This is a genomic window from Burkholderia sp. Ax-1720, assembly GCF_011753035.1.
Classification (GTDB): domain Bacteria; phylum Pseudomonadota; class Gammaproteobacteria; order Burkholderiales; family Burkholderiaceae; genus Burkholderia; species Burkholderia gladioli.
This window is the reverse complement of the sequence record NZ_VWWK01000111.1, coordinates 1-24306: the sequence shown is the minus strand read 5'-3', so window position 1 is coordinate 24306 and position 24306 is coordinate 1. Positions and strand designations below refer to the sequence as shown.

Annotated in this window: 15 protein-coding genes; 3 read left to right on the top strand and 12 right to left on the bottom strand. The window is 65.7% G+C overall.

What is annotated here, in order from left to right:
* A partial coding sequence (pbpC, locus tag F3J18_RS25280) for a penicillin-binding protein 1C (RefSeq protein ID WP_166914836.1) occupies window positions 1-2123 on the top strand: 2123 nt, incomplete at its 5' end.
* 88 nt (window positions 2124-2211) lie between these two features.
* Here pbpC and F3J18_RS37885 read toward each other — a convergent pair.
* Together F3J18_RS37885 and F3J18_RS25270 are read right to left on the bottom strand one after the other, a co-directional pair.
* A complete protein-coding gene (locus F3J18_RS37885; RefSeq protein WP_167155282.1) occupies window positions 2212-2580 on the bottom strand; it encodes a hypothetical protein in 369 nt (122 codons plus the stop codon).
* A gap of 55 nt (window positions 2581-2635) precedes the next feature.
* Complete coding sequence (locus F3J18_RS25270; protein WP_166914834.1) at window positions 2636-4837, bottom strand: hypothetical protein; 2202 nt, start codon at window positions 4835-4837, stop codon at window positions 2636-2638.
* A 501-nt stretch (window positions 4838-5338) separates the two neighbouring features.
* Here F3J18_RS25270 and F3J18_RS25265 point away from each other — a divergent pair.
* On the top strand, window positions 5339-6259 hold the full coding sequence (locus tag F3J18_RS25265) for an AraC family transcriptional regulator (protein WP_025100393.1): 921 nt from the start codon (window positions 5339-5341) through the stop codon (window positions 6257-6259).
* Window positions 6260-6331: 72 nt separating this feature from the next.
* On the opposite strand, the gene F3J18_RS25260 is transcribed toward F3J18_RS25265, so the two are convergent.
* The 3 genes from F3J18_RS25260 to F3J18_RS25250 form a co-directional block, all read right to left on the bottom strand.
* Complete coding sequence (locus tag F3J18_RS25260; RefSeq protein ID WP_105848822.1) at window positions 6332-7783, bottom strand: aldehyde dehydrogenase; 1452 nt, start codon at window positions 7781-7783, stop codon at window positions 6332-6334.
* A gap of 483 nt (window positions 7784-8266) precedes the next feature.
* Window positions 8267-8557, bottom strand: a complete 291-nt coding sequence (locus F3J18_RS25255) for an H-NS histone family protein (RefSeq protein ID WP_013690187.1) — start codon at window positions 8555-8557, stop codon at window positions 8267-8269.
* A 649-nt stretch (window positions 8558-9206) separates the two neighbouring features.
* The gene (locus F3J18_RS25250; protein WP_166914832.1) at window positions 9207-11006 is read right to left on the bottom strand and encodes a methyl-accepting chemotaxis protein; all 1800 of its coding nucleotides are present in this window, start codon (window positions 11004-11006) and stop codon (window positions 9207-9209) included.
* A 347-nt stretch (window positions 11007-11353) separates the two neighbouring features.
* On the opposite strand from F3J18_RS25250, the gene F3J18_RS25245 reads away from it, so the two are divergent.
* On the top strand, window positions 11354-12151 hold the full coding sequence (locus F3J18_RS25245; protein ID WP_166914830.1) for a ProQ/FinO family protein: 798 nt from the start codon (window positions 11354-11356) through the stop codon (window positions 12149-12151).
* A gap of 139 nt (window positions 12152-12290) precedes the next feature.
* Here the strand turns inward: F3J18_RS25245 and poxB are convergent, their stop codons facing one another.
* The 7 genes from poxB to F3J18_RS25210 form a co-directional block, all read right to left on the bottom strand.
* Entirely contained in the window at window positions 12291-14012 is a 1722-nt protein-coding gene (gene poxB / locus F3J18_RS25240; RefSeq protein WP_025100389.1) for a ubiquinone-dependent pyruvate dehydrogenase, read from the bottom strand.
* 227 nt (window positions 14013-14239) lie between these two features.
* Window positions 14240-15601, bottom strand: coding sequence for a type VI immunity family protein (locus F3J18_RS25235; protein ID WP_166914843.1), 1362 nt, complete (start codon window positions 15599-15601; stop codon window positions 14240-14242).
* 69 nt (window positions 15602-15670) lie between these two features.
* Complete coding sequence (locus F3J18_RS25230; RefSeq protein WP_166914841.1) at window positions 15671-17032, bottom strand: type VI immunity family protein; 1362 nt, start codon at window positions 17030-17032, stop codon at window positions 15671-15673.
* An 82-nt stretch (window positions 17033-17114) separates the two neighbouring features.
* Complete coding sequence (locus tag F3J18_RS25225) at window positions 17115-18458, bottom strand: type VI immunity family protein (RefSeq protein WP_166914828.1); 1344 nt, start codon at window positions 18456-18458, stop codon at window positions 17115-17117.
* A 33-nt stretch (window positions 18459-18491) separates the two neighbouring features.
* On the bottom strand, window positions 18492-19811 hold the full coding sequence (locus F3J18_RS25220; RefSeq protein WP_240154680.1) for a VRR-NUC domain-containing protein: 1320 nt from the start codon (window positions 19809-19811) through the stop codon (window positions 18492-18494).
* Between the two features lie 22 nt (window positions 19812-19833).
* Window positions 19834-22593: a type VI secretion system Vgr family protein gene (locus tag F3J18_RS25215; protein WP_166914826.1), complete on the bottom strand. Its 2760-nt coding sequence runs from the start codon at window positions 22591-22593 to the stop codon at window positions 19834-19836.
* A 214-nt stretch (window positions 22594-22807) separates the two neighbouring features.
* On the bottom strand, window positions 22808-23830 hold the full coding sequence (locus F3J18_RS25210; RefSeq protein WP_025102204.1) for a VTT domain-containing protein: 1023 nt from the start codon (window positions 23828-23830) through the stop codon (window positions 22808-22810).
* Between the last annotated feature and the right edge of the window lie 476 nt (window positions 23831-24306).

Below are 24306 nucleotides of genomic sequence, written 5' to 3'. Positions count from 1 at the left end.
CGCCGGCGCTGCGCGAGGCGATCGTGGTGTCCGAGGACAAGCGCTTCTACGAGCACAGCGGCGTGGACTGGCGCGGCATCGCCGGCGCGGCCTGGGCCAACCTGTGGAACTCGCGCACGCGCGGCGCCTCGACCGTCACCATGCAGCTGGCCGGCCTGCTCGGCGACAGCTCGCGCCATTCGGGCCAGCGCTCGCTGCCGCAGAAGGCGGGCCAGGCGATCGACGCGCTGTGGCTCGAACGAACTTGGCGCAAGGACCGGATCCTCGAGGCCTATCTGAACCTGGTGCCGTTCCGCGGCGAGACGGTGGGCCTCTCGGCGCTGTCCTGGTCGCTGTTCGGCAAGGCGCCCTCGGGGCTCGACGAGCGCGAATCGGCGGTGGCCGCCGCGCTGATCCGCGCGCCCAACGCCAGCTATCCGAAGGTGGCCGAGCGCGCCTGCCGGATCCTGCGCGACATGCAGCAGGGCAGCGCCGGCTGCAAGGGCCTGGACGGCTTCGTGCAACTGGCCTTCGCGCGGCCCGCGCCGCCCTCCTCGGCGTTCCAGGACGGCGAATCGCTGGCGCCGCACTTCGCGCGCCGCGTGGCCGCCGAAACCCGTCCCCAGCCCGGCGCGCGAATCCGCTCCACGCTCGACGCGGGACTGCAGCGCTATGCGCGCGACACGCTCACGCGCGCCCTGACCGAGCTGAACGCGCCGCCGCAGTCGCGCAACGTGCAGGACGGCGCGGCGGTGGTGATCGACAACGCCAGCGGCGAGATCCGCGCCTGGGTGGGTTCCTCGGGTGCGCTGTCGGCGGCGCGCGAGGTCGATTCGGTGCTGGCGCTGCGCCAGGCCGGCTCGACGCTCAAGCCCTTCCTCTATGCGCAGGCGATCGACGAGCGGCGCCTGACCGGCGCCACCCTGCTCGACGATTCGCCGGTCGACCTGGCCGCCGGCGGCGGCCTCTACGTGCCGCAGAACTACGATCACGACTTCAAGGGCTGGGTCAGCGTGCGCAGCGCGCTCGGCTCCTCGCTGAACGTGCCGGCGGTGCGCACCCTGGTGCTGGTCACCCCGCATCGCTTCTCGCGCACCCTCACCTCGCTGGGCCTGCCGCTGACCGAGGAAGGCGACTACTACGGCTACAGCCTCGCGCTCGGCAGCGCCGACGTGTCGCTGCTGACGCTCGCCAATGCCTATCGCGCGCTGGCCGACGGCGGCCTCGCGCTGCCCACCTACGACCTGCCGCGCGACCCCGCGCAGGCAGCCTCCAAAGCGGCGCCGCAAGCGGCTTCACGAGCGGCCACGCAAGCGGGCGCGAGCCCGGCGGCCAGGCGCGTGTTCAGCCCCGAGGCCAGCTTCATCGTCACCGACATGCTGGCCGACAACAACGCGCGCACGCGCACCTTCGGCTTCGACAGCCCGCTCGCCACGCACGTGTTCTCGGCCGTCAAGACCGGCACCAGCAAGGACATGCGCGACAACTGGGCGGTCGGCTTCACCTCGCGCTACACGATCGGCGTCTGGGTCGGCAACGCCGACGGCTCGCCGATGCGCGAGGTATCGGGCGTGACGGGCGCCGCTCCCGTGTGGGCGGCGCTGGTCGCTCGCCTGCATCGCGACGGCGGCAGCGTCGCGCCGCGGCCGCCGGCCGGCGTGGTGCGCGAGCGCGTGGATTTCGAGCGCGCGATCGAGCCTTCGCGCGACGAGTGGTTCGTGCGCGGCACCGAAACCAGCCAGGTGCGGCTGGCAGCCGGCGCGGGCGGCTCGCCCGCCGCGGCCGCTCAGTCACGCGCGGGCACCGCGCGAATCCGCAACGTCTCGACCGGCGCCGGTTCGAACGCGCGTGCGCCGCTGGCGATTGCCGCGCCGACCGACGGCACCATCTTCGCGCTCGATCCCGACATCCCGCCGCACAACCAGCGCGTCTGGTTCGAGCGGGTAACGGGCAATGGGGGGCGCGGCAGTTGGCGGCTCGACGGCCGCGTGATCGGCCATGGCGAGCGCCTGGCCTGGCTGCCCTGGCCGGGGCGGCATCAACTGGAATTGCTCGACGCGGGCGGCAAGCCGGTCGACCAGGTGGCCTTCGAGGTACGTGGCGCGGTGGCCCGGCCCGGCGCGAACGCACGCGGCAGCCGTTGAACGAGGCAAGCCGGCGCGGCGAGGCTCGGCCGCGCCGCCCGGCATCGAGCGATGCGGCTCCACGCGAACCAGCCCTGACCAGCCGGAATCAGCGCCGGTTGCGAGCCGCGCGCGCCCGGATCAGCCGCCCGGCCATCACGCCGATCACCACGGTCGCGCCATAACCGGCCGCCAGCACCACGGACGTATCGATATCGGGCCGCCGCGCGGCGACCAGCGCCGTGCCGAGCAGCACGATCAGCAGTCCTGTCAGCCATCTCATCCCGGGCTCTCCCGTGCGAACGTCGATTCGCCCGTTATAGCGGCTCGACGCGACTTGCGCAGGACGGGAAAACACGGGATCGCGCCGATTCCGCGCGTCGCGGGCCGCGCGTCGGCGCGGCACGAAACCTGCGCCGGCGCGAGCGTTCATGTCTGAGGAATCGATGCCGGCGATGGTTGCGCGCGCATCGAGCACGACGCGGTCGGCGCCGCGTCGTGTCGCCGTGTCGTTTTTTACCCGCCGCCGTGCCTCACGACCCGCCCATCGCCACCACGCCGCGGCTCCCCGCCCCCGCGACGCTCGGCATCGTCACCGCCTGCGGCCCCGACGAGGCCTGCCACCAGAACTTGCCGGCGCGCGTGCCGGGATCCTGGATCGCCAGGTAGGTGGTGCTCCAGAGCTGGGCGGCATTGGCCTCGGTCGCGTCGGCGCTGCGCGTGCCGAACGCGTCGGCCTGGTACTGGCCGTTGGCCCAGGACCAGGTCCACATCTCCGAGGTCCGCATCTCGCGCGCATTCGAGATCACCTGCCAGATCCGCTGGCGCGCCTGGCTCAGCAGCGTGCGCGTGGCGTCCGACAGATCCTGGCGCGCCAGTTGCCGGTCGAGCCCGGCCACCCACATCGCCTGCTGCCAGGACCAGATCACCGTGCCGTGATAGGCCGAGCTGGTGAACTTCGGCCAGAGCGCGGGATCGGCATAGGCCGGATTGGCGATCAGCATGCCGACGTCGGTGATCAGGCCGTTCGGGAACGGCTGGATCGCATCGGTGACGATGCGCTGCAGTTCGTCCTCGGGCGGCGTGCCGAGCAGCAGCGCGAAACCGCCGTCCGAGTTCATCACCGGGATCGGATTGCCCTGCGCGTCGAGCGACAGCGCATAGAAATCGAGCGGCGCGGCCGGCGCGGTGCCGGCCGGCACGCCCGCCGAGGCGGCATAGCTCGAGGCGTTGCTGGCGGCCTGGGCCGCCGGCACGCCGACCCGGAACAGCGGCGGCGCCTGCTGCTCCCAGGCGCTCGCCTGGTTGGCGGCGTTCTGCAGGACCGCGCGCTGGTCGGCGCTCAGGTAGGGATCGAGCAGGCCGCGCGCCAGGAAGTTGCTGGCGGCGCGCAACGCGGCCGGCACCAGCACCGCGTTGACGTCGAACGGCACCACGCCGCCGGCCAGGCCGTCGGTGCTGTCGCGCCAGTTGCCGACGATCTCGCCGCTCCTCAGGTGGATCAGGTTGGCGGCCGTGGGCTGCTGCACGAAGGGCTGGGCGGTGCCAGCCACATGCAGCAGGTTGCTCACGAACAGGCTGCCGTTGGTCGCGCCGGCGCCCGCCGACTGCGCCAGGAAGGCCGCCGCGCGCGCCTGCCCGCGCGTGTCGTCGAGCAGCCAGGCGGCCATCACCGGCGCGAGCAGGTAGTCGCCGTCGATCATCTTGTAGTCGTAGGTGGGCGTCGCATCGTTGGGCCGGCCGTTCTTCGCGTTGTCGATCAGCGCGAATTCGCCGATGCCCTCCTCGTGTGCCACCTTGCCGTCCGGCGAGAGCCGGTTCAGCACCGAACGCAGGCCGGCCTCGATGGCCGGCGCCTTGAGCACCGGCATCAGCATCTGCACCGAGATCAGCGTGTCGCGGCCGAAGTAGGTGTCGTATTGCCAGGAGCCAGCCAGCAGCTTGTCGTTGAAGCTCAGGAACTCGACCACGTCCTGGCTGACCGGATCGGCGCCCACCGAGGCCTCGAACAGATCGTCGTGCCCGATCGCCGAGAGCGGCGCCTCGCCGGTCAGCGCCTCGACGTGCAGGCGCAGCCGCTGGCTGCCGGCCGGCGCCTGCAGCACCAGCTTGCCGTCGACCGTCGTATTGATGCTGCCGCCGTCTCGCAGCGTGATCCGCAGCGCCTGGCCGGGCGCGCCGTCCACGCGGTCGCGCTGCCATTGCGCGGTGCTGCCCTGCACGCCCGGCGCCACCACGATCTGCGCCGGCACCGTGGCGCCGCCGTTGTAGTCCCGCAGGAAACGCACGTTGCTGAGCAGGCCCTGGCGGATCGTCAGCGTGCCGGTGTCGACCGACACGTCGGACGCGATCCCGTACAAGGGCCGGCCGAGATGGTCCTGGTTCGAGATCGCCGAGGGCGCGGTGTCGAGGTTCCAGTTGACAGCCTGCGCCGTGTCGTCGAACCACAGCCCGGTGCCGCTGTTGCCGGCCGGGAACACCACCAGCAGGCGCGGCTTGGTCGACGAGCGCATCAGCAGGTGCGCGGCCACTTTGTCCTGGCGGAAGAATGCGTTGACCTGGCCGCCGGCATCCATCCGGAACGCCAGCGCGGCGGCGCCCGGCTGGCTGCCGACGCCCTCAGACTGCGTGCCGTCGTCGTTGCACGCGGCCAGCAGGCCCGCGCACAGACAGGATGCGATCAGCGATTTCACGAAACGACGTGCGGCGCGATGTGTTGCCCGATGTGTTGCCATGTCCCCCTCCAGTTCTGATGATGTTTTTTCAAGCGGACTGACGCGCGAAGGCGACGTGCGGATGCCGGCTGCCTCGGATTGCCGGCGCGTCGCCATGCGGCGGATGCGGGAAGCCATGCGATGTGGCCCGGTTATTGATCGCGCGAGCGTAAAGCAAACGGAAGCGCGCTGTAATGCGTGAACTGACAGGGGGATGGCCGGGCGACGATGGCTGCGGCGCGACGGCGGACGTGGGGGTTCGGCGCGATTCGAGCGCGCGCGGCTTCGCGCAAGGCGCTCGCGCCGCAGATGGCGAAGCGCAAGGCGGCCGAGCGACCCGGCGGCGCGAGGTCAGCCGGAGCAAGCCATGTGCCGCGATCGCCGGCGCGCAATTACGTCGGGCCGGCCAGGACGCGGCGATGCGCAACCGCAGCAACCGGCGCGGTACACTGCGCGACGCCGGCCGCATTTCCCGCCGGCGGGCGGCGCCGCGACGCGCCGCCCGCATCCGACGCGCCACGCATGGACCACACCTCGCCCCCTGCTCCCCGATCCAGCAGCCAACTGCATGCGCACGCGGCCGCCCGCCAGCTCGACGCGGCGCTGCAATCGCGCCGTTATCCGCTCGCGCAGGGCGAAGCCGGCCTCGATCGCGCCGCGCTGCTGCTGCTCAGCGGCCGCGCCGAGATTGCCGCCGGCCGGCAGCTCCATCAATTGCAGGCACCCGCGCTGCTGTGGACACCCGCCACACCGGACGATCATCTGCGCCTGGCGCCCGGCTCGGCCGGCATCCTGCTGGCTGTATCGGGCGAACTCGCCCGCGAGGCGCTCGGCCAGAACGCCGAGGCCGTGCAACTGCGCTACCTGGCCGACCGGCCGACGGCGATCGAGACGATCGGCTCGGCCGAGGCGCTGGGCGACCTGCGCCACAGCTTCGACGCGTTGCTGCGCGAGATCCGCCGCGAGGAACGCGGCTCGTGGAACCTGCTGTCGGCGCATCTCGCGCTGATCCTGATCCAGTGCTGGCGCCTGACCGGCTGCGAGGACCTGAGCCAGCAGGGCCAGGGCGCGGGCGCCTCGCTGCTGCTGCGCTTCCGGCACCTGGTCGAGCTGCATTTCCGCGCGCACTGGACCGTCGAGCACTATGCGCGGCAGCTCGGCATCTCCGCCGACCGGCTGCACGATCTCTGCACGCGCAGCCTCGGCCGCACGCCGCTCGCCCTGCTGCACGAACGGGTGGTGCACGAATCGCGATTGCGGCTGGTGCGCTCGGGCCTGAGCATCGAGCAGGTGGCCGACCACCTCGGCTTCAAGTCGACCACGCACTTCAGCCGCTTCTTCCGCCGCAAGACCGGCCTCACGCCGGCCGGTTTTCGCCGCCAGGCGCAGGACGGGCCGGATGTCGCCCACGACGCGACGCGCAGCTACGCCGACTGGCCCTGACGCCGGCGGCCCGGGCTGCGTTGGCGACAGGCAAGGCGCGTCGCCTGCCGCCGCCGCATGCCGACCTCGACCTCAGATCGGATACGCGAGCGGCCCCGACTGGACCGTGATCCAGCGCAGCTCGGTGAATTCGTCGATCGCCGCGGTGCCGCCGAAGCGGCCGTAACCGCTCGCCTTGACCCCGCCGAAGGGCATCTGCGCCTCGTCGTGGACGGTGGCGCCGTTGATATGGCAGATCCCGGCCTCGATGCGCCGGCCGACCGCCAGCGCGCGCTGCACGTCGCGCCCGAACACGGCCGAGGACAGGCCGTACTCCGAATCGTTGGCGATCGAGATCGCCTCCTCGATATCGCTGAAGCGCGTCACGGCCGCCACCGGGCCGAACGATTCCTCGCCGTAGAGCCGCATCGCCGGCGTCACGCGGTCGACCACCGCCGGCTGCATGACGCTGCCCTGCAACTGCCCGCCGGCGGCGAGCACGGCGCCCTTGCCCACCGCGTCGTCGATCAGCTGGCGCACGCGCGAGGCCGCCTCGGCGCCGATCATCGAGCCCAGCACCGCGCCCGGCTCGCCCGGCAACCCGGCCTTGAGCGCCGTCGCGCGCGCGGCGAGCCGCTCGACGAAATCGTCGGCCAGCCTGGCATCGACGATCACGCGCTCGGTCGACATGCAGATCTGCCCCTGGTTGAAGAAAGCGCCGAAGGCGGCCGCCTTCACCGCCTCGTCGAGATCGGCGTCGTCGAGCACCACGAAGGGCGCCTTGCCGCCCAGCTCGAGCAGGCAGCGCTTGAGATGCCGCGCGGCGAGTTCGGCGATGCGGCGGCCGACCCGCGTCGAGCCGGTGAAGTTGATGCGCCGCACCGCCGGATGCGCGATCAGCGCTTCCACCACCGGCGCGGCATCCTCGGGCGCGTTGAACACCACGTTCAGCACGCCGGGCGGCAGGCCCGCGTCGCGCAGCGCCTCGCCGATCAGCCAGTGCGTCATCGGACACAGCTCGGAACCCTTGAGGACCACGGTATTGCCGCAGGCCAGCGCCATCGCCAGCGCGCGCACGCCGAGGATCACCGGCGCGTTCCAGGGGGCGATACCGAGCACCACGCCGGCCGGCTGCCGCAGCGCCATCGCCATCGTGTTCGGCAGGTTCGAGGGAATCACCTCGCCGACGATGCGGGTGGTGATCGCGCCGGCCTCGCGCAGCATGTCGGCCGCGATCCGGCAATTGAAATGCGCCCAACTCGCGGCCGCGCCGGTCTCGGCCGCCATCGCCTCGGCGAAACGCTCGCCGCGCGCGTCGATCAGATCGGCCGCGCGGAACAGGATCGCGCGCCGCTCGCCCGGCGTGGTGGCGGACCAGCCGGCGAACGCGGCCGCCGCGCTGTTGGCGGCGTCCAGCGCATCCTGCACGGTGGCCGCGGCGGCCTCGGTGCGCGCCTCGCCGGTGACGGGATTGGCGCGCGTGAAGCTCGCGCCGTTGGCGGCCTGGCGGTCCTGGTTGTCGATCAGTAGTGAAGCTCGCAGCATCGGGCTGTCTCCTTGGATTGGGCATGGCCTCGCGATTCGCGCCGGCGCCGGACGGCGCCGCGGATCGGACCGGGCAAGCCAGTCTAGAAGCATGGGCGCGCGGCCTCAATGCACGAAAACGGGAAAATCTGTCACGTTTCTGGTCGGGGCGCGTGCCTGGAAATGGCGGGGTGCGGGCGGGGGTGCTGGTGTCACGCGGTATCGTGGGACCGCGTCGGCCGGGTGGGCGCCGGCTGCGCTTCGGTGCCGATGGTTTCGCGCCGGATCGGCACCGGGAACCTCAATTCGATCGATTCAGGCGAGGCGCAAACGTTTGACCTGTCATTCGAAAAAAAATCCGGCGCGCGAATCGCACCGAAACCTCACCTGCAGCGTCGATTACCTCTTGCCGGCCGTCGTTCGACTGACGGCCGCCGCAGCGGGACGGCGGAACGCTGCCGCCGCCTCATCCGCCACGGCAGCGGGCGCGCCCGCCGGCGCCGCTCAGGAAATCAGGAAGCGCTCGCGATCCTGCCCGGCGATCCAGCCCGGCACGCGGCCGCGGCCGGTCCAGGTGGCGCCCGTTTCCGGGTCGCGATAGCGCGGCTTCGGTTTCTGGTCTTCCTTGCGCGGCCGGCCCAGGCGCGGCGGGAACAGGTCTCGTTCGGTCAGCCCGTATTCGGCGATCGCGCGACGGATATCGGCGATCACGATCTTGAGCTCGGCCTCGCGGGCCTCGCCGGCCTGGCGGGTCAGCTCGTTCAGCTGAGCGAGCAGCTCGTGGTAATTCGACATGACAGCTTCCTCGTAGAACACCGTCGTCCCCGCTCGCCCTGTATGGGTTGTGTCGAGTCGATGCGCGCGCGACGGTTGGTAATGCTCAAACAGGTCTCAACCCACTATTTTGAGATAGTGGCTCGCTTTTTTACATGCTCCTGTCCCCGCCCCCCTGTGATGCCGATGCGGGAATTGCCGGGTCGATCCGGCCACCTCGATGCCGCAACCGCGCACGCGATGCGACGCCACGTGAAGGCAGACGGTCGGCCCCGCCCGCGACGCGCCTGTCTGCGCGACGCGAGCCCGACCACGGCGGCCAGCGCGATTATCCGCCGGCGCCGTCCTCGCTGCCGCGAACTGGCGAAACCGTGTACGACCGACCCGAACTGTTCGCGAAAACGGAACGCGTGGCGCGCGGCGAATGCCTCGATCGCCGAGCGTCACGCGTCGAACCACGGTATTGCCGCGGGCTCGGCCGCCCGTTTTCGCGCGGGCGACGGCCGTGGCACTCGGCATCGCCCGGCTCGCGCCGAACCCGTTGATCTCTTGTCCTGGCATCGCAAGCGCATCGCGATGCCTCATGTCTGCATCATGTCCGGCTCGTGATGCCCGCCCGGCCGCGCGGCGGCACCTCGCCGACACCTCGCGCCGGCACCGCCCGCCCGCATCAGGCCACGCGGAATCGCGCCACCGTCGCCGCCAGCGCGCCGGCCTGGCTCTGCAAGGCGGCGGCCGCCGCCGTCGACTGCTCCACCAGGGCCGCGTTCTGCTGGACCATCTCGTCGAGCTGCGTGACGGCGTGATTGACCTCCTGGATCCCGCGCGTCTGCTCGTTGGCGGCGTGGCGGATCTCCGAGATGATGGTCGTCACGTTCGCCACGTTGCCGACGATCTCGTCCATCGTCGCGCCGGCCGAGCGCACCTGCGAGGCGCCGTCGCCGACCCGCTCCACGGTGGTCTCGACCAGCGCCTTGACCTCGCGCGCGGCCTGCGCGCTACGCTGCGCGAGGCTGCGCACCTCCTGCGCGACCACCGCGAAACCACGCCCCTGCTCGCCCGCGCGCGCGGCCTCGACCGCCGCGTTCAGCGCCAGGATATTGGTCTGGAACGCGATCCCGTCGATCACCCCGATGATGTCGCCGATCCGGCTCGAGGCCTGCTCGATCTTCTCCATCGTCGCCACCACGCGCGACACCGCCTCGCCGCCGTGGGTGGCGATCCGCGAGGCCTCGCCGGCCCGTTCGTCGGCCTGCGTGGCGGCGCTCGCCGACTGGCCCACGGTGGCCGTGATCTGCTCCATCGAGGCCGCCGTCTGCTGCAGGCTGGCCGCCGCCGATTCGGTACGCGACGACAGGTCGGCATTGCCGGCCGCGATCTCGTCGGCCGCCGCGCGCACCGATTCGCTGGCATCGCGCACCTCGCGCATCACGTCGTGCAGCTTGCCGACGAAGGCGTTGAACGAACGCGCGATGTCGGCTACCTCGTCGCGGCCCTCGGCCGGCAGGCGCTGCGTCAGGTCGCCCGAGCCCGAGCCGATCGCGGCCATCGCCTCGCGCACCTGCGAGAGCCGGCGGAACGCCGTGCCCGTCAGGGCCACCACCACCGCCGAGGCCAGCAGCACGATCGCGACGAACACGATCGCGAAGGTCACCAGCAGCGAGCGGATCCCCGCCATCGCCTCGGCCTCGTCGATCGCCACCACCAGCCGCCAGTCGGTGCCCGCGATCGGTTGCGCGCGCAACAACTTGTTGGCGCCGCCGATGCGTGCCACGAACGGCTTGTCGGTCGCGTCGAGCGCGGCCAGCGGCAGGTTCGCGAGATCCGGCGACAGCGTCGACAAGGCCTTGCCGGTCAGCGCCGCATCGGGATGCGCGACGATCTGGCCGCTGCCGTCGACCAGCATCGCGAAGCTGCCCGGCGTCGGCCGGATCGACTTCACGTTCGCGATCACGTTGTCCATCATCACGTCGCCGCTGACCACCGCCTTCAACTGGCCATCGCGCATCACCGGCACCGCGAAGGTCACCACCACCTTGCCGGTGCGCGCATCGGCATAGGGCGTGGTCACCACCGAGCGGCCGGCCTCGGCCGCCTGCCGGTACCAGGGGCGCGCGGTCGGGTCGTAGCCGTCCGGGATGCCGGTCGGGTCCGAGAACTTCGAGGTCTTGTCGGGGTAGCCGGCATAGACGTTCAGGAAGCTGCCGGCCGCCGCCATCTGCAGGAAGCCCGGCACCGGATCGGCCGACAGCGCGGTGTCGCCGAGCGACTCGACCATCTGGCGCTTGGACGCGACCCAGTCGCGTATGCCATTGCCATTGCCGATCGCCGTGGCGCTCAGGTTGCGGTTCAGGTCCTCGAGGTTCGCGGCACGGGTGACGACATAACCGATCACGGTGCTCGCGCAAAGCGCGAACACCACGATGGCGACACAGGCGGCGACGATACGGGCGCGTAGGGACGAAAGCATGGTGAAAGCTCTGTCTGACAGTGACGGGCTTGTGGCCCGATTGATCGATGGACCGGTAAACGGATGGGGTGGATAAAACTTGAGGGTTGCTGCCAAAAATTGAGAGTTGGCTCTGGAAAGTGATGAGCGGATCTCGGCTATCGCGCCTCGTGCACCGGGTTGGCGCGATGGGCCCGGTTTGATCCAACGATTGCGCGCCGCGGGTCGACACTTTTGCCCTTGTCGCGCGACGAAACGTCGAGCCCCTGTCGCGCCGACGCCCGCCCGGCAAAGAACTTTCAGTCGATCGGGACGAAACCGGGCGCCGGGCTGCTACAATCGCCGTCCAACCTGAATGATCGTGCGAAATGGGTTTCGAACAACTCGCAGAATTGAAGAAGCAGCTCGCCAAACAGCGAGCCGACGCCAAGCCGCAAGGCAAGTCCTCCACCCAAGCTCCCGCCAAGTCGTCCGGCAAGCCGGCGCACAAGCCGGGTGGCCGGCCTGCCGCTGCCGGCGGCAAGCCGTCGTCGGGCAAGCCCGCGCACGCGCAGACGCGCCGGCCGGCACCCGCCGCCGACGCGAAGCCGGTCAACCCGACCGTGCTGGCCATCGGCAAGCTGCAGCGCCGCTTTCCCGCCGCGTTTCCCAAGAGTCCCGCGCCGAAGCTGCCGCTCAAGATCGGCATCTTCAAGGACCTGGTCGCGCATACCGCCGAGCTCGGCCTGGACGAAGCGCAACTGCGCGACGCCATCAAGGAATGGTGCCGCGGCAGCCGCTACTGGGCTTGCCTGGTCGACGGCGCGAAGCGGGTCGACCTGAACGGTGCCGAAGCCGGTGACGTGACGGCCCAGCAGGCCGCCGGCGCCGTGCGCCTGGACCAGGCACGACGCTCGCGCGCGGCCGCGAAGGCCAAGGCCGGCGACGCCGCCAAGCGCGGCGAAGCGGGCAAGGACGGCGACGCCGCCAAGGACGCAGCGGCCGGCGACGAAGCCGGCGCGGCTCAAGCCGTGACGGCGCAGGATCAGGCCGGCACGCCGGCCTTGGTCGAGACGTCGGCGGCAGCGGATGAGGCCGAGACGGCAGCGCCGGCGGCCACCGAGGCGCCGGCAGCCGATGCCGGCGAGCCCTCGCCCGCCGCACCGGAAGCAACCGAACCGAAGTAAGGACGCTCACCCTGCTGGTCTCTTCCGAGGCCAGCAGGAACGACAAGGCCCCGGCGCCGTTTCCGGCCGACCGGGGCCCTGCCCGAACGTCCCACGACGCGCCCACGGCGAAAGCCGTCGGCGCGTCGTCGTTTTCGCGTCAGCGGAACATGGTCGTCGCCAGCTCCACCACCTCGTTGCCCTTCGCGTTCAGCACGGCCTTCAGCATGTAGAGGCTGAAGCCCTTCGCCTGCGCCCATTCGATCTTTGGCGGCAGCGCGATCTCCTGACGCGCGATGCGCACGTCCACCAGCACCGGATGCGGGCGCGAGAACGCATCCTTCAGCGCCGCCTCCAGTTCGTCCGAGCGCTCGACGCGAATCCCGTCGATGCCGGCGCCACGCGCGATCGCCGCGTAGTCGGTATCGGCCAGGCGCGTATCGTCGTCGAGGTAACCGCCGGCCTTCATCTCCATCGACACGAAGCCCAGCGAGCTGTTGTTGAACACCACCAGCGTGAGCGGCAGCTTCAACTGGCGCGCCGTCAGCAGCTCGCCCATCAGCATCGACAGGCCGCCGTCGCCGCACAGCGCGACCACCTGGCGCCCCGGCAGCGCCGCCTGCGCGCCGAGCGCCTGCGGCAGCGCATTGGCCATCGAGCCGTGGTTGAAGGAGCCGAGCAGCCGGCGCTTGCCGTTCATCTTCAGGTAGCGCGCGGCCCATAACGTCGGCGTCCCGACGTCGACGCTGAACACCGCGTCGTCGGCCGCCAGCTCGCTGACCAGCCGCGTCAGGTATTGCGGATGGATCGGCGCGTCGCCCGGCGAGGGCCGCGCGAGGCTGTCGAGCCCCTCGCGCGCGTCGGCGTAGTGCTTGCGCGCGGCTTCCAGGAAGTGGCGGTCGGTCTTGCGCGCGAGGCGCCCCTGCAAGGCGGCGAGCGTCGCCTTGACGTCGCCGACCAGGCCCAGGTCGACCGATACGCGCTTGCCGATCGCCGCGCCGTGATGGTCGATCTGCACCACCTTGGCGTCGGCCGGGTAGAAATTGCGATACGGGAAATCGGTGCCGAGCATCACCAGCGTGTCGCAGGACTTCAGCGCGTGGTAACCCGAGCTGAAGCCGATCAGGCCCGTCATGCCGACATCGAACGGGTTGTCCCATTCGACGTGCTCCTTGCCGCGCAGCGCGTGGACGATCGGCGCGCCGAGCGTGTCGGCCAGCGCCACCACCTCGTCGTGCGCGCCGGCGCAGCCGCTGCCGCACAACAGCGCGACGCGCTTCGAGCCGTCGAGCAGCGCCGCCAGCGCGTCGAGCTGGGCCGCCGGCGGCACGCTCGCCGTGACCTCGTAGCTGACCTGGCCCGGCGTCGCTTCGGGTACCGCCTCCAGCGCGATATCGCCGGGCAGCACGATCACGGCCACGCCGCGTTCCTCGATCGCGGTGCGGATCGCCCGATCGAGCACGCGCGGGAACTGCTTCGGGTTGCTGACCAGCTCGACGAAGTGACTGCACTCGCGGAACAACTCCTGCGGATGCGTTTCCTGGAAGTAGCCGAGCCCGATCTCCGAGGACGGGATGTGCGCCGCGATCGCGAGCACCGGCACATGGTTGCGCTGGCAGTCGAACAGGCCGTTGATCAGGTGCAGGTTGCCGGGACCGCAGCTGCCCGCGCAGACCGCGAGCTTGCCCGTCACCGCGGCTTCGGCGCCGGCCGCGAAGGCGGCGGTTTCCTCGTGGCGCGTATGCGACCAGCTGATCTTGCCGAGCCGGCGCAGGCTGTCGGACAGCCCGTTCAGGCTGTCGCCCGTGACGCCCCAGATCCGCTCGACGCCGGCCTGAGCCAGGGTGCTAGCGAGATAGTCCGCAATGGTCTTGCTTGCCATGAGTCCTCCACTACTTGGGTGAGATCGATGGCGCGCCGCCACGGGCCAGCGGCGCGCGCGAGGAGGATGCAGGGGGTTGTGCCCCGCGCATCCGGGTCGGAATCTGCGGGTGATTGTGCACGGTTGCGGGGAAATGCGCAGTGAGGGGGCTGGCTGTCAGTGGCCCTGGTTACTTCGTAGAGGAATGACATCATGCCGACATCGGAAATCTCGCGTATCGATGCCGGTTAACCTTCCTGGTTCTCGTCCGGCGACCAATGCCAGTTCGTCGTGCCCCAGGAACTTCCTTCAATCACCGGCATGATTTCGCCCGCTTCAAAGTAACGGCGACTTCCTGATTTTGCCGGAGTAAGCCACCAGCCTGCTTCCGGGCACGGGCTGCCGCCCCGCACGCTACGACGGGCGGGTTCACGCTTCACCGGTTGAGGAATGATGGTCGGCGGCTCGGGAATCGGCGGAGCGTCCGGCAAATCGAAACGAGCCGCCCAGGCGCGTGCATTCTTCACGTCGGCACTCGGCAAGTCGGGGATGTAGGTGTGCAGCGCGTCGGGCTTCGGATCACGCAGCACACGCAATACACTGTTCACGAAGACATATGGCTCGGGTAGGCCTTCCTCAGGCGCGCCGAGGCGCGGAAAATCTCCGGCGCGGATCATCAGGCAGGCATTGGCGCGCTCGATGTGGATGTCGGAGCGGTCGAGTTTCTGTCGGATCGCATCCTCTCCGCCCAAGCGATCGATGAATAGTTCGCCGAGGATCGTGTACCAGTTCACGCCCTTGATGAAGCCCCAGCGCGCGACCTTGGCGCCGGGATGCAGATCGGGATAAAACGCCGTCATTGACTCAGTCGACTCTCCCTCGTACGAGCAAGTGTCGTAATCGTTGATCTGCAAATGCGCGGTACTGTCAATTTCCAATCCACTGAATCTACCAGCCAACGCCCATTCCTGTGGCATATAACGGTGGTAGCTGAAGGGTAAAATCGGTGCAAATCCACCATATCCGCCCTGAACTACAAGTTTGTCGCACACATAGCGTAAGAATTGCTCATACAAAGCCAGGCCTTCGGGACTTGTGACCAGATCGATCGGCACATTGAATTTTAGATACGACAGCCCGGATTCTTGGCCTTTTTTTGCCGTCCATCCGCGCGGAGAAACATAGTCCTGTGCATTCGCAGTTCCAGTTAACGTCTTGATGCTGTATTCAGCAGCCGTATCCTGATCTATAGCACTGGAACGCACCACACTGACGTTAGTATCCGATGGCGTATCGATAATCGCACGTAGGATTTTATCGACACCCTTCGCGTTACGTTTCGTGAATTTTCCAAGATCGCTGTCTTTTCCGCCTTTCAGATGTTTGCCGAACATTTCGTCAAATCGGCCAAAACAATCGAGAATCGCCTGCCTTACTTGCGGCTGCGAACCGCGCTCGAAATATACCGTACCGATCACGCCCGGAAGCACCCCCATCGTGTTGTCAGCGAGCCGTACACTCAACTCTTCCTGATAGCGAGCAAGCGCCTGAAATGGCGTCAAGACGGGCTTCGAATCACTGGCAAGCGTAATCACGTTTTTCCGATCCATCAACACTTCCAGGGACTGCACGTAGCACGCCAAGCACGCAGTTTTGGGCACCGCTTAAAAGTACAGACGTCAACCACCTTGATTCTCATCTGGTGACCAATGCCAACTTGTCGTGCCCCAAGAACTTCCTTCGATCACCGGCATGATTTCGCCCGCTTCAAAATAACGGCGACTTCCCGGCTTTGCCGGAGTAAGCCACCAGCCTGCTTCCGGGCACGGGCTGCCGCCCCGCACGCTACGACGGGCGGGTTCACGCTTCACCGGTTGAGGAACGATGGTCGGCGGCTCGGGAATCGGCGGAGCGTCCGGCAAATCGAAACGAGCCGCCCAGACGCGTGCATTCTTCACGTCGGCACTCGGCAAGTCGGGGATGTAGGTGTGCAGCGCGTCGGGCTTCGGATCACGCAGCACACGCAATACACTGTTCACGAAGACATATGGCTCGGGTAGGCCTTCCTCAGGCGCGCCGAGGCGCGGAAAATCTCCGGCGCGGATCATCAGGCAGGCATTGGCGCGCTCGATGTGGATGTCGGAGCGGTCGAGTTTCTGTCGGATCGCATCCTCTCCGCCCAAGCGATCGATGAATAGTTCGCCGAGGATCGTGTACCAAGTCACGCCCTTGATGAAGCCCCAGCGCGCGACCTTGGCGCCAGGATGCAGATCGGGATAAAACGCCGTCATGGCCTCCGTTGATTCTCCTTCATACGAAACCGGGTCATAATCCCGTTTCTGCAAATGCGCTGCACTGTCAATTTCCAATCCACTAAATCGCTCGGCAAGCGCCCACTCTTGCGGCATATATCGGTGATAGCTGAATGGCAGAATCGGGGCGAGCCCTCCGTAGCCACCTCGCACCACAAGCTTATTGCACACCAGACGCAAAAACTCTTCGTACTTCGCCAGACCTGCGTCAGTGACAATCAAGTCCATTGGAACGTTGAATTTCAAGTGCGACAATCCAGACTCCTGCCCCTTCGGGGCTGTCCATCCTCTCGGAGACACGTAGTCTTTCGGATTCGCAATTCCAGTCAACACCTCAATATTATAATCGGCAGCCACATCCTGATCGACCGCACTCGAATGCAACACACTTACTGCCAGATTCGATGGTGTATCGATAATTGCACGATAAATCTTCTCAACGCCTTTCACGTTACGCTTCGTGAATTTACCTCTATCGAAATCTTTTCCACCATTCAGTTTTTCGCCAAACATTTTATTGAACCGATCGAAGCAATCGAGAATTGCTTGACGCGCCTGCGGTTGCGAACCTCGTTCGAAAAATATCATGCCAATCACGCCGGGCAGCATACCTAACGTGTTGTCGGCGAGCTTTACACTCAATTCGTCCCGATAACGAGCGAGTGCCTGAAATGGCGTCAAGATGGGCTTCGAATCACCGGCAAGTGTAATCACGTTTTTCCGATCCATCACCACTTCCAGGGACTGCATCCGTAGCACGCCAAGCACGCAGCCCTAGATATCCCGTTGTTTATGCTCACAAAGACAGACGTCAACCACCTTGATTCTCGTCCGGAGACCAATGCCAACTTGTCGTGCCCCAAGAGCTTCCTTCAATCACCGGCATGATCTCGCCCGCTTCAAAGTAACGGCGACTTCCCGGTTTTGCCGGGGTGAGCCACCAGCCTGCTTCCGGGCATGGACTGCCGCCTCGCACACTACGACGGGCGGGTTCACGCTTCACCGGTTGAGGAACGATGGTCGGCGGCTCGGGAATCGGCGGAGCGTCCGGCAAATCGAAACGGGCCGCCCACGCGCGCGCATTCTTCACGTCGGCGCTCGGCAAATCGGGGATGTAGGTATGCAACGCGTCGGGTTTCGGATCACGCAGCACACGTAATACGCTGTTCACGAAGACATATGGCTCGGGTAAGCCTTCCTCGGGCGCGCCAAGACGCGGAAAATCTCCGGCGCGGATCATCAGGCAGGCATTGGCGCGCTCGATGCGGATGTCGGGGCGGTCAAGTTTCTGCCGGATCGCATCCTCTCCGCCCAGGCGATCGATGAATAGTTCTCCGAGGATCGTGTACCAGTTCACGCCCTTGATGAAGCCCCAGCGCGCGACCTTGGCACCGGGATGCAAGTGATCATAGGCGGCAGTAAGGTCGTCCTTTGACTCGCCTTCATAAGAAACCGGATCGTATTCTTGCTTCTGCAAATGTGCGGTGCTATCTATTTCCAGTCCACTGAAGCGCTCGGCAAGTGCCCATTCTTGCGGCATATATCGGTGGTAACTGAAAGCAGCAACAGGAGCAAGTCCGCCATAGCCACCACGCACTACGAGTTTTTCGCATATATACCGCATAAAACCCTCATACTTTGCCAATCCATCGCTGGTAGCAATCAAATCCATCGGTATATTGAATTTCAGATAAGACAGACCCGATTCCTTGCCCTTAGGCACCCGCAATCGTCCAGTGGGCGACACGTAGTCCTCCGGCAGAGCAGTTCCAGTTAGCACGCCTATGTTGTAGTCAGCAGCAGCATCTTGATCGGTTGCACTGGAGCGTAGAACGCTAACTTGCATATAAGATGGCGTATCGGAAATAGCACGCCGAATTTTTTCAACGCCCTTAGCATTTCGCTTAGTAAATTTTCCTAGATCGGAATCTTTACCTCCCTTCAAGTGCTCGCCGAACATCTCATCAAACCGATCGAAGCAATCGAGAATTCCTTGCCGCACGTCAGGTTGCGAGCCTCGTGCGAAAAAAATCGTCCCAATCACACCCGGCAGCATACCCATGGTGTTGTTGGCGAGCCGTACACTCAAGTCCTCCTGATAGCGGGCGAGCGCCTGAAAGGGTGTCAAGACCGGCTTCGAGTCACTTACTGTCATAGTCGCGTTTACCTAATCAATTCATCGCGGATATTAAAGAGCGGCACCGGCAGCAAGCGCCCCCCCCCCTGCCGTCTCCGTACCTCCGAGAGAGACAGCGATTGCGGCAACCGCATCCGAGGCAACCTCAGCCACGCCTAGCGTAGCGGCCAGCGCAGCTACTGCTTCCACACCAGCCGCGATAATCGCACACAGGGCGGCAAGGATTGCAAGTAATTCAGGAAGCAGGAGAATGATAATGACGACGCCGGCGACCACAGCTACAGCTATCGCAAATCCCTTTAACAATGTCACACCGACCTGTGCCCAATCGATATGCTTTAGGACCTCCCACGTCATGTCGGTCATCCGTACAATGGCATCCCACCCAGTCTTTAGCTGCGTGGCTGTGTAGCGGAATACCTCATGTCCCGCCTCATCGACCCACACCCATGCGCTATTCGCCTTGTCGCAAATCCACTGGCCTGCCGTGAACATCCATGCAGCATGCTGGTGAAGAAAAGCGCTGGTTTCAGTGGATAGATAGGAATAACCTCGCTGAACGGCGTCCCACACCGGAGCAACTGCATGTTCGGCCTCATTTCCATACTCTTTCGCTTTTTGCCACCAGTCTTCGTACCAAACATGATGCGGGATAGCGGGTACCGTACGAATTGGTGCCGTCTGCCGCTGCTTTTCGTCCTCTGTTTTCGGCGCGGGAATAGGCGTTGGCACCGGAATTTTCTGCAAATCCCCATTGCAGTCCGTAACATCGATTACAGTCATTCGGGTTTTAAAATCACCGGAAATCCCTCTATAAGACTCTTCCTGACCCGGCCCCCAATTGTCACCTGGGAACTTAACCTCGACCAACCTCAGCAAATTGTCTATATGCGACCCTCCTTCGCGATCCACATTGCCCCGGCCTGGCCATAGCACCGACGGATTGGTCACAATAATGACGTCAGGGCGCCGCAAAAATCCCGGCTTTGCACCTGGGGGAAATGGATTCAGACTGCGACGACGCTCTACACCTTGAGGTTTTTCTGCGCTGAGGAAAGGAATGGGAGCTGCAATGCCGCCCGTGGCAATAAACGGCGTCATGTCAAAACTCACCTCCGCCTTGTATTGGAACAGCCAATTCCTCGCCTTTTCTTCGATTATCATCGGCCCGCTCATCGCAACCTGCATGAGCAAGCGGTAAATGATCGAACCATCGCGCAACCTGACCGGAATGTACTTCGCCGTCTTCAGCGCAACCTCGACCTTCTCCTGCAAATACCCCTTGGTTCCCGGCGGCAGCAACGCATATTCAGGCACCCGCTCCCTGATCGTCTCGCAGGATCCTGCCGCTTGAAGTGATCCACCCATCATGTTCTCCGTAGCGTATCGACACTCAGGTGCGCTCGTCGGGGTCGACCTTCAGGTAGTCGGCCCAGATATCCGGTTCCCCGCCGCCCGCGTATTTCCATGGCTGCATATCCTCCTTGTCCTGCTCGAACGCCTTGAGGCTCACGGGTTGCGCGGTCGGCGTATAAACCGGGATCGTTTCGCCTAGATCGTTCGTATGCCCGAGCAAGGTTCGCCCCGACGGCAGCTTCAGTTCATAGGCGTGCTGAACCAGCGGCGTACCATCCGCCTGGTTTTTCAGAATGTATTGCGCCTGATATGACGGCTTGAACTGCGGTAGCGCGTAAGTCTCGCTGACCGGCCCGGAAAAGTTGAACGACGCGCCCTTGAAGTCGACCTTGCCAGGCGCGTGGATCTCGATGTTGCCGTCCTTGATGCGGATATAGGCACCGCCCGAGGTCAACAGCACATCCTGCTGCGCGGCAACCTGGATCGTTTCCGTGGCGGACACGAGCCGCACCGTCTTCTGTGCCGTGAGTTCGATATTGTCGTCATGCGCCTGAACCTCGATCTTTCCCTTCGCGGCAAAAAGTTTCATTCCCGCGTTTTGCGCGAACAGGCTCAGTTTCTCGGCGATGCTCGCCAGCAACGATTTACCCGCCACGACATGCGTGCTCTGCCCGCTCACCAGATTGACATGATGGTCCACCGCGACGTGGATCGAATCTTGAGTGGAAAGCGCCACGCCGGCAGGCGCGGCGAAAAGCATGACGGGTTGCGCGAATACATTTGCGCTACCGGTTCCCCCTCCAGCCGTGTTGCCACCCTTGCCCGACGCGCCTGCCTGGCCGTGCCGCGTCGCGTCCGTAAAGGTCCTCAACGCCTCATACCCGTCGCTCAGACTCTCGGCCTGCGCCGTCTCGCTGGCCTGCGACAAGGCCTCCATCACGCTTTCCCCGCCGACCAGTTGATTGCTCGCCTCACCTGCATCGAGCGGTTGGCCGCCGGCCGGATGAGTCGATACATACAATCCATGCCCTGCGCGCAACGCGCCATATGCGTCCGAACTCAGGTCAAACCCACGGCCAAGGAAGTTGCCGCGTGTATTACCGGTGTGATCGATCAGGTACCCGAGATGGAGTTGAGCATTCGTGCTTGAACTATAGAGTTGCAGGCGGTTCTGGCCGGTCGAGTCGTCCATCACCATCTGGTTGAAGCCGCTACCGGAGAACTCCTTCGAACGGAAGCCGGAGAGCAGCCCATTCGAATGCCACTGCGGCGTCGCCGTGCCGTTGTATACGCGATACAGCGCGATCGGCCTGTCGATGTCGTTGCCGATATGGCCGATCAGCAATTCTTCGCCGGCACGCGGCATGTGGACACTGCCGTAACCATCGCCGGTATCGGATTGCGCCACACGAACCCAGCACGATGCGCGCTCGTCACCTTGGTTCAGTCGATCCCATACGAACAGCACCTTGATCCGGTTCAGCCCATCGGTATAGGCTTCCTGCCCGTCCGGGCCCGCCACGATGGCCGACTCCAACCGGGCCTCGGGTTTCCGGTGCTCGAACGCACTGCGATATGGCACGCTCGTGCGCTGTGCTTCGACAGACACCCTGTAGAAACCGGTGGAGCCATCCGCATGCGTGACGTCGGACAGCTTGCCAGGATCGTCGGCGCGAGCCCGTGCAAGCTGATTACCCAGGCTATGCGGGTAATGCGCTTCGTGCCCCGCGAGCGGAAGATTGTTCTCGATGGTCCATTCGACCTCGATAGCGGCGAACTCACGCTGCTCGACGGCATCGCCATCGTGCACGGGATGACCCGCTATCGTGAAGCGTCGCCCCGCATCCATTGCTCGCAGACCGCCCTCGCCATGAAACCGCTTGGCCTGCGATTCCCATTCCTCCATGCGGATTTTCGACAGGTGGTCGCCACGCTCCTGTTCCGGATAGGTATAGGCGCCCGTGTATTCATAGACTTCTGACTGGGCCGGCAACGCACCCTGATTCGACATCGTCGGCGTCGACGTCGCTTTCGGATTGACCGGCGTTGGAGGATTCTTGTAGTCGAACGTGCGAGTCGACAACTGCGCGGATTGCAGCGTCCGCGTGCCCGACCACTGGGTCAGCGCATCGATTTCGCTGCCCACGCCGGCTCGATAGAAACTGACAACCTCGGGGGCGAGCGGCTCGAGCGTCTGAAGGCGGTCGGTAATCACCAGCGTGTGCGATTTGCCGTCGTTCGCCTGCTGCCACACGCCATACAGCCCTTCCGACTCGAGCAGTCGATGCACGAAGTTCCAGTCGGTTTCATCCTGCCGACAATACGAGCGTGTCGGCAACGGTTTCGACACGACAAAACGAAACATGCCGCGTGCCTGCGGATGTTCGTTGAATACGTCGGAGACGATCTCTTCGACGCTTTTATCCTGCCAGTGCTTTTGGTCGCGCCGGAACCTCAGGAAATACATCCATGAGGAAAACGCCAGTTGATAGCTCGTGAGACCGCCTTCACTCCCCAATCGGCGTGCCGTATGCACGTAGCCATGATGTGGCAGGTATGAGCCGTTCGCCTGCTGTATCCAGAGCGTGGCTGCCTGCGCAATGAGGGTCTTGAGTTGTACATCGCTCGACGTGGATACACAGTCGAGCATGAACAGATAGTCGCGGCCGATGCGAGAACGGCCAATCACCCGATGCGGCAGCAGGACATCACTGCCGGCAGGCGTATCCAGTTTCAGAAGGCGGTCCTGCTGCGACAGCCCACCCATGATGACCCCGACCACGTTCCGCGCGTCCATAGCGCCTCTCTCGTTCGTTATCCCGGCTAGTTGCGCGATTTTACGTATGACGAGAGCGTGGCTGCAATCCGACGAGTATCAGAAATTGCAAAAACGCAAACAATGAAATAAACCCCGCAATTGATGAGACGCGAGATTTATTTCATTTTACTTTCAACGAATTAATGAGATTGCACTCCGGCATCGCCACAATAAACGTCCACGGCCCGCCAAATCACGTATCCGACAACCGCGCCCGAACCGTGTATTCCCCATCCATCTCCAACTCCGGCTTCACCGTATACCTCGACGCATCGAAATCCACCGGCAGCGCCTCGACCGGATAACCATGCTTCTCCCAGGCATCCAGCCCGCCCTTCAGCGCCCGCACATGGTGGATATTCTTGCGCTGCAGCTGCTGGATGATCTTCTTGGCCGTCGCCTCGTTCGGGCACACGCAATACACCACCAGCGGGCGCGTCATCAGCGCCGGATCGATTTGATCGGAGGAATCGAGATCGAGCGGATATGCGCCGGCGATCCGATACGCGTCCTTCTGGCGGATCGCGCGCGGCCGCGCGTCGAAGATCAGCGGCGGATCGGAGGACTTCATCATCGCGTCGAGCTGGGCCGGCTCGATGCGCACCTTCGCCAGCCAGCGGCGGAACTGCAGGCGCCGCACCCAGCGGTACAGCAGGAAGGTGACGAAGATCGCCGCGAAGGCGTCGAAGATGGTGCCGCCGCTGCTGCGTACCCACAGCACGATGCGCACGATCTCATGGTCGAGCGCGGCGCCGCCGAGCAGCCAGACGGTGGCCCACAGCGTGGCGCCGGTCAGGTCCCAGAACAGGAAGACCGGCACCGCGATCGCCGTGGTGCCGAGCAGCGGTGCCGACATCAGGCCGAGCCCCGGCAGGAACTTGGCGATCACCAGGATCGGCGCGCCGTAGCGCTCGAACACCTTGCGCGCGATCCGCAGCGTGGTGTCGAGCGACAGGGAATAACGTACCAGCCCATTCAGGAAACGCCGGCCGCGCAGGCGCCCCGCGCTGAACCACAGCGAATCGGCCAGCAAGGTGGCGCCGATCGCCGCCGCGAACATGCTCGCGTAGGAAGCCTGCCCCATTGCCGCCATCGTGCCGCCCAGGATCAGCATCGGCGCGGCCGGCACCGGCAGCCCGAGCTGCGTGACGAGCACGCTCAGGAACACGGCCCAGGGGCCGAGCGACGAGGGGATTGCTACGGGAAAGTGCCACACGGCGCCGCTCCTGATTCTTCAGATCGAGCCGGGCTGCGCGGCATGGAACCGACCGGCGTCGAGCGCGCCGGTTGCGGCATCCGGCCGCATGACCGGGATGGCCGCATTTTAGACGGTTTCGGTTACAGCACGCAGGCAACGCATCATTGCGCAAAGCGATCCATGCGGCGCGAGCCCCGCCGGAAGCGGCTCGCGGCCGGGCGCAAGCCCCTCGGCGCGAACCGATGCGGTGCACTAAATGCACGGACGTGCCCCAAACGACCCCATCGGCATTGGGGCCAAGCGGCACACCGCGTCGCGTGCCTGCCGCCCGGATTGCCAGGATCGCCGCCTGCCGCATGAATCGGCTCCGCGGCTCGGCGACTTGGCCCGCGCGTCAAACCCGCCGCTCGGGCTGCCGGCCGGCCCGCGCCGCCACGGCGTCGGCGGCCAAGGCCGCGCGCTCGTCGGCGTGCAGCATCAGCACCGGCCGATCC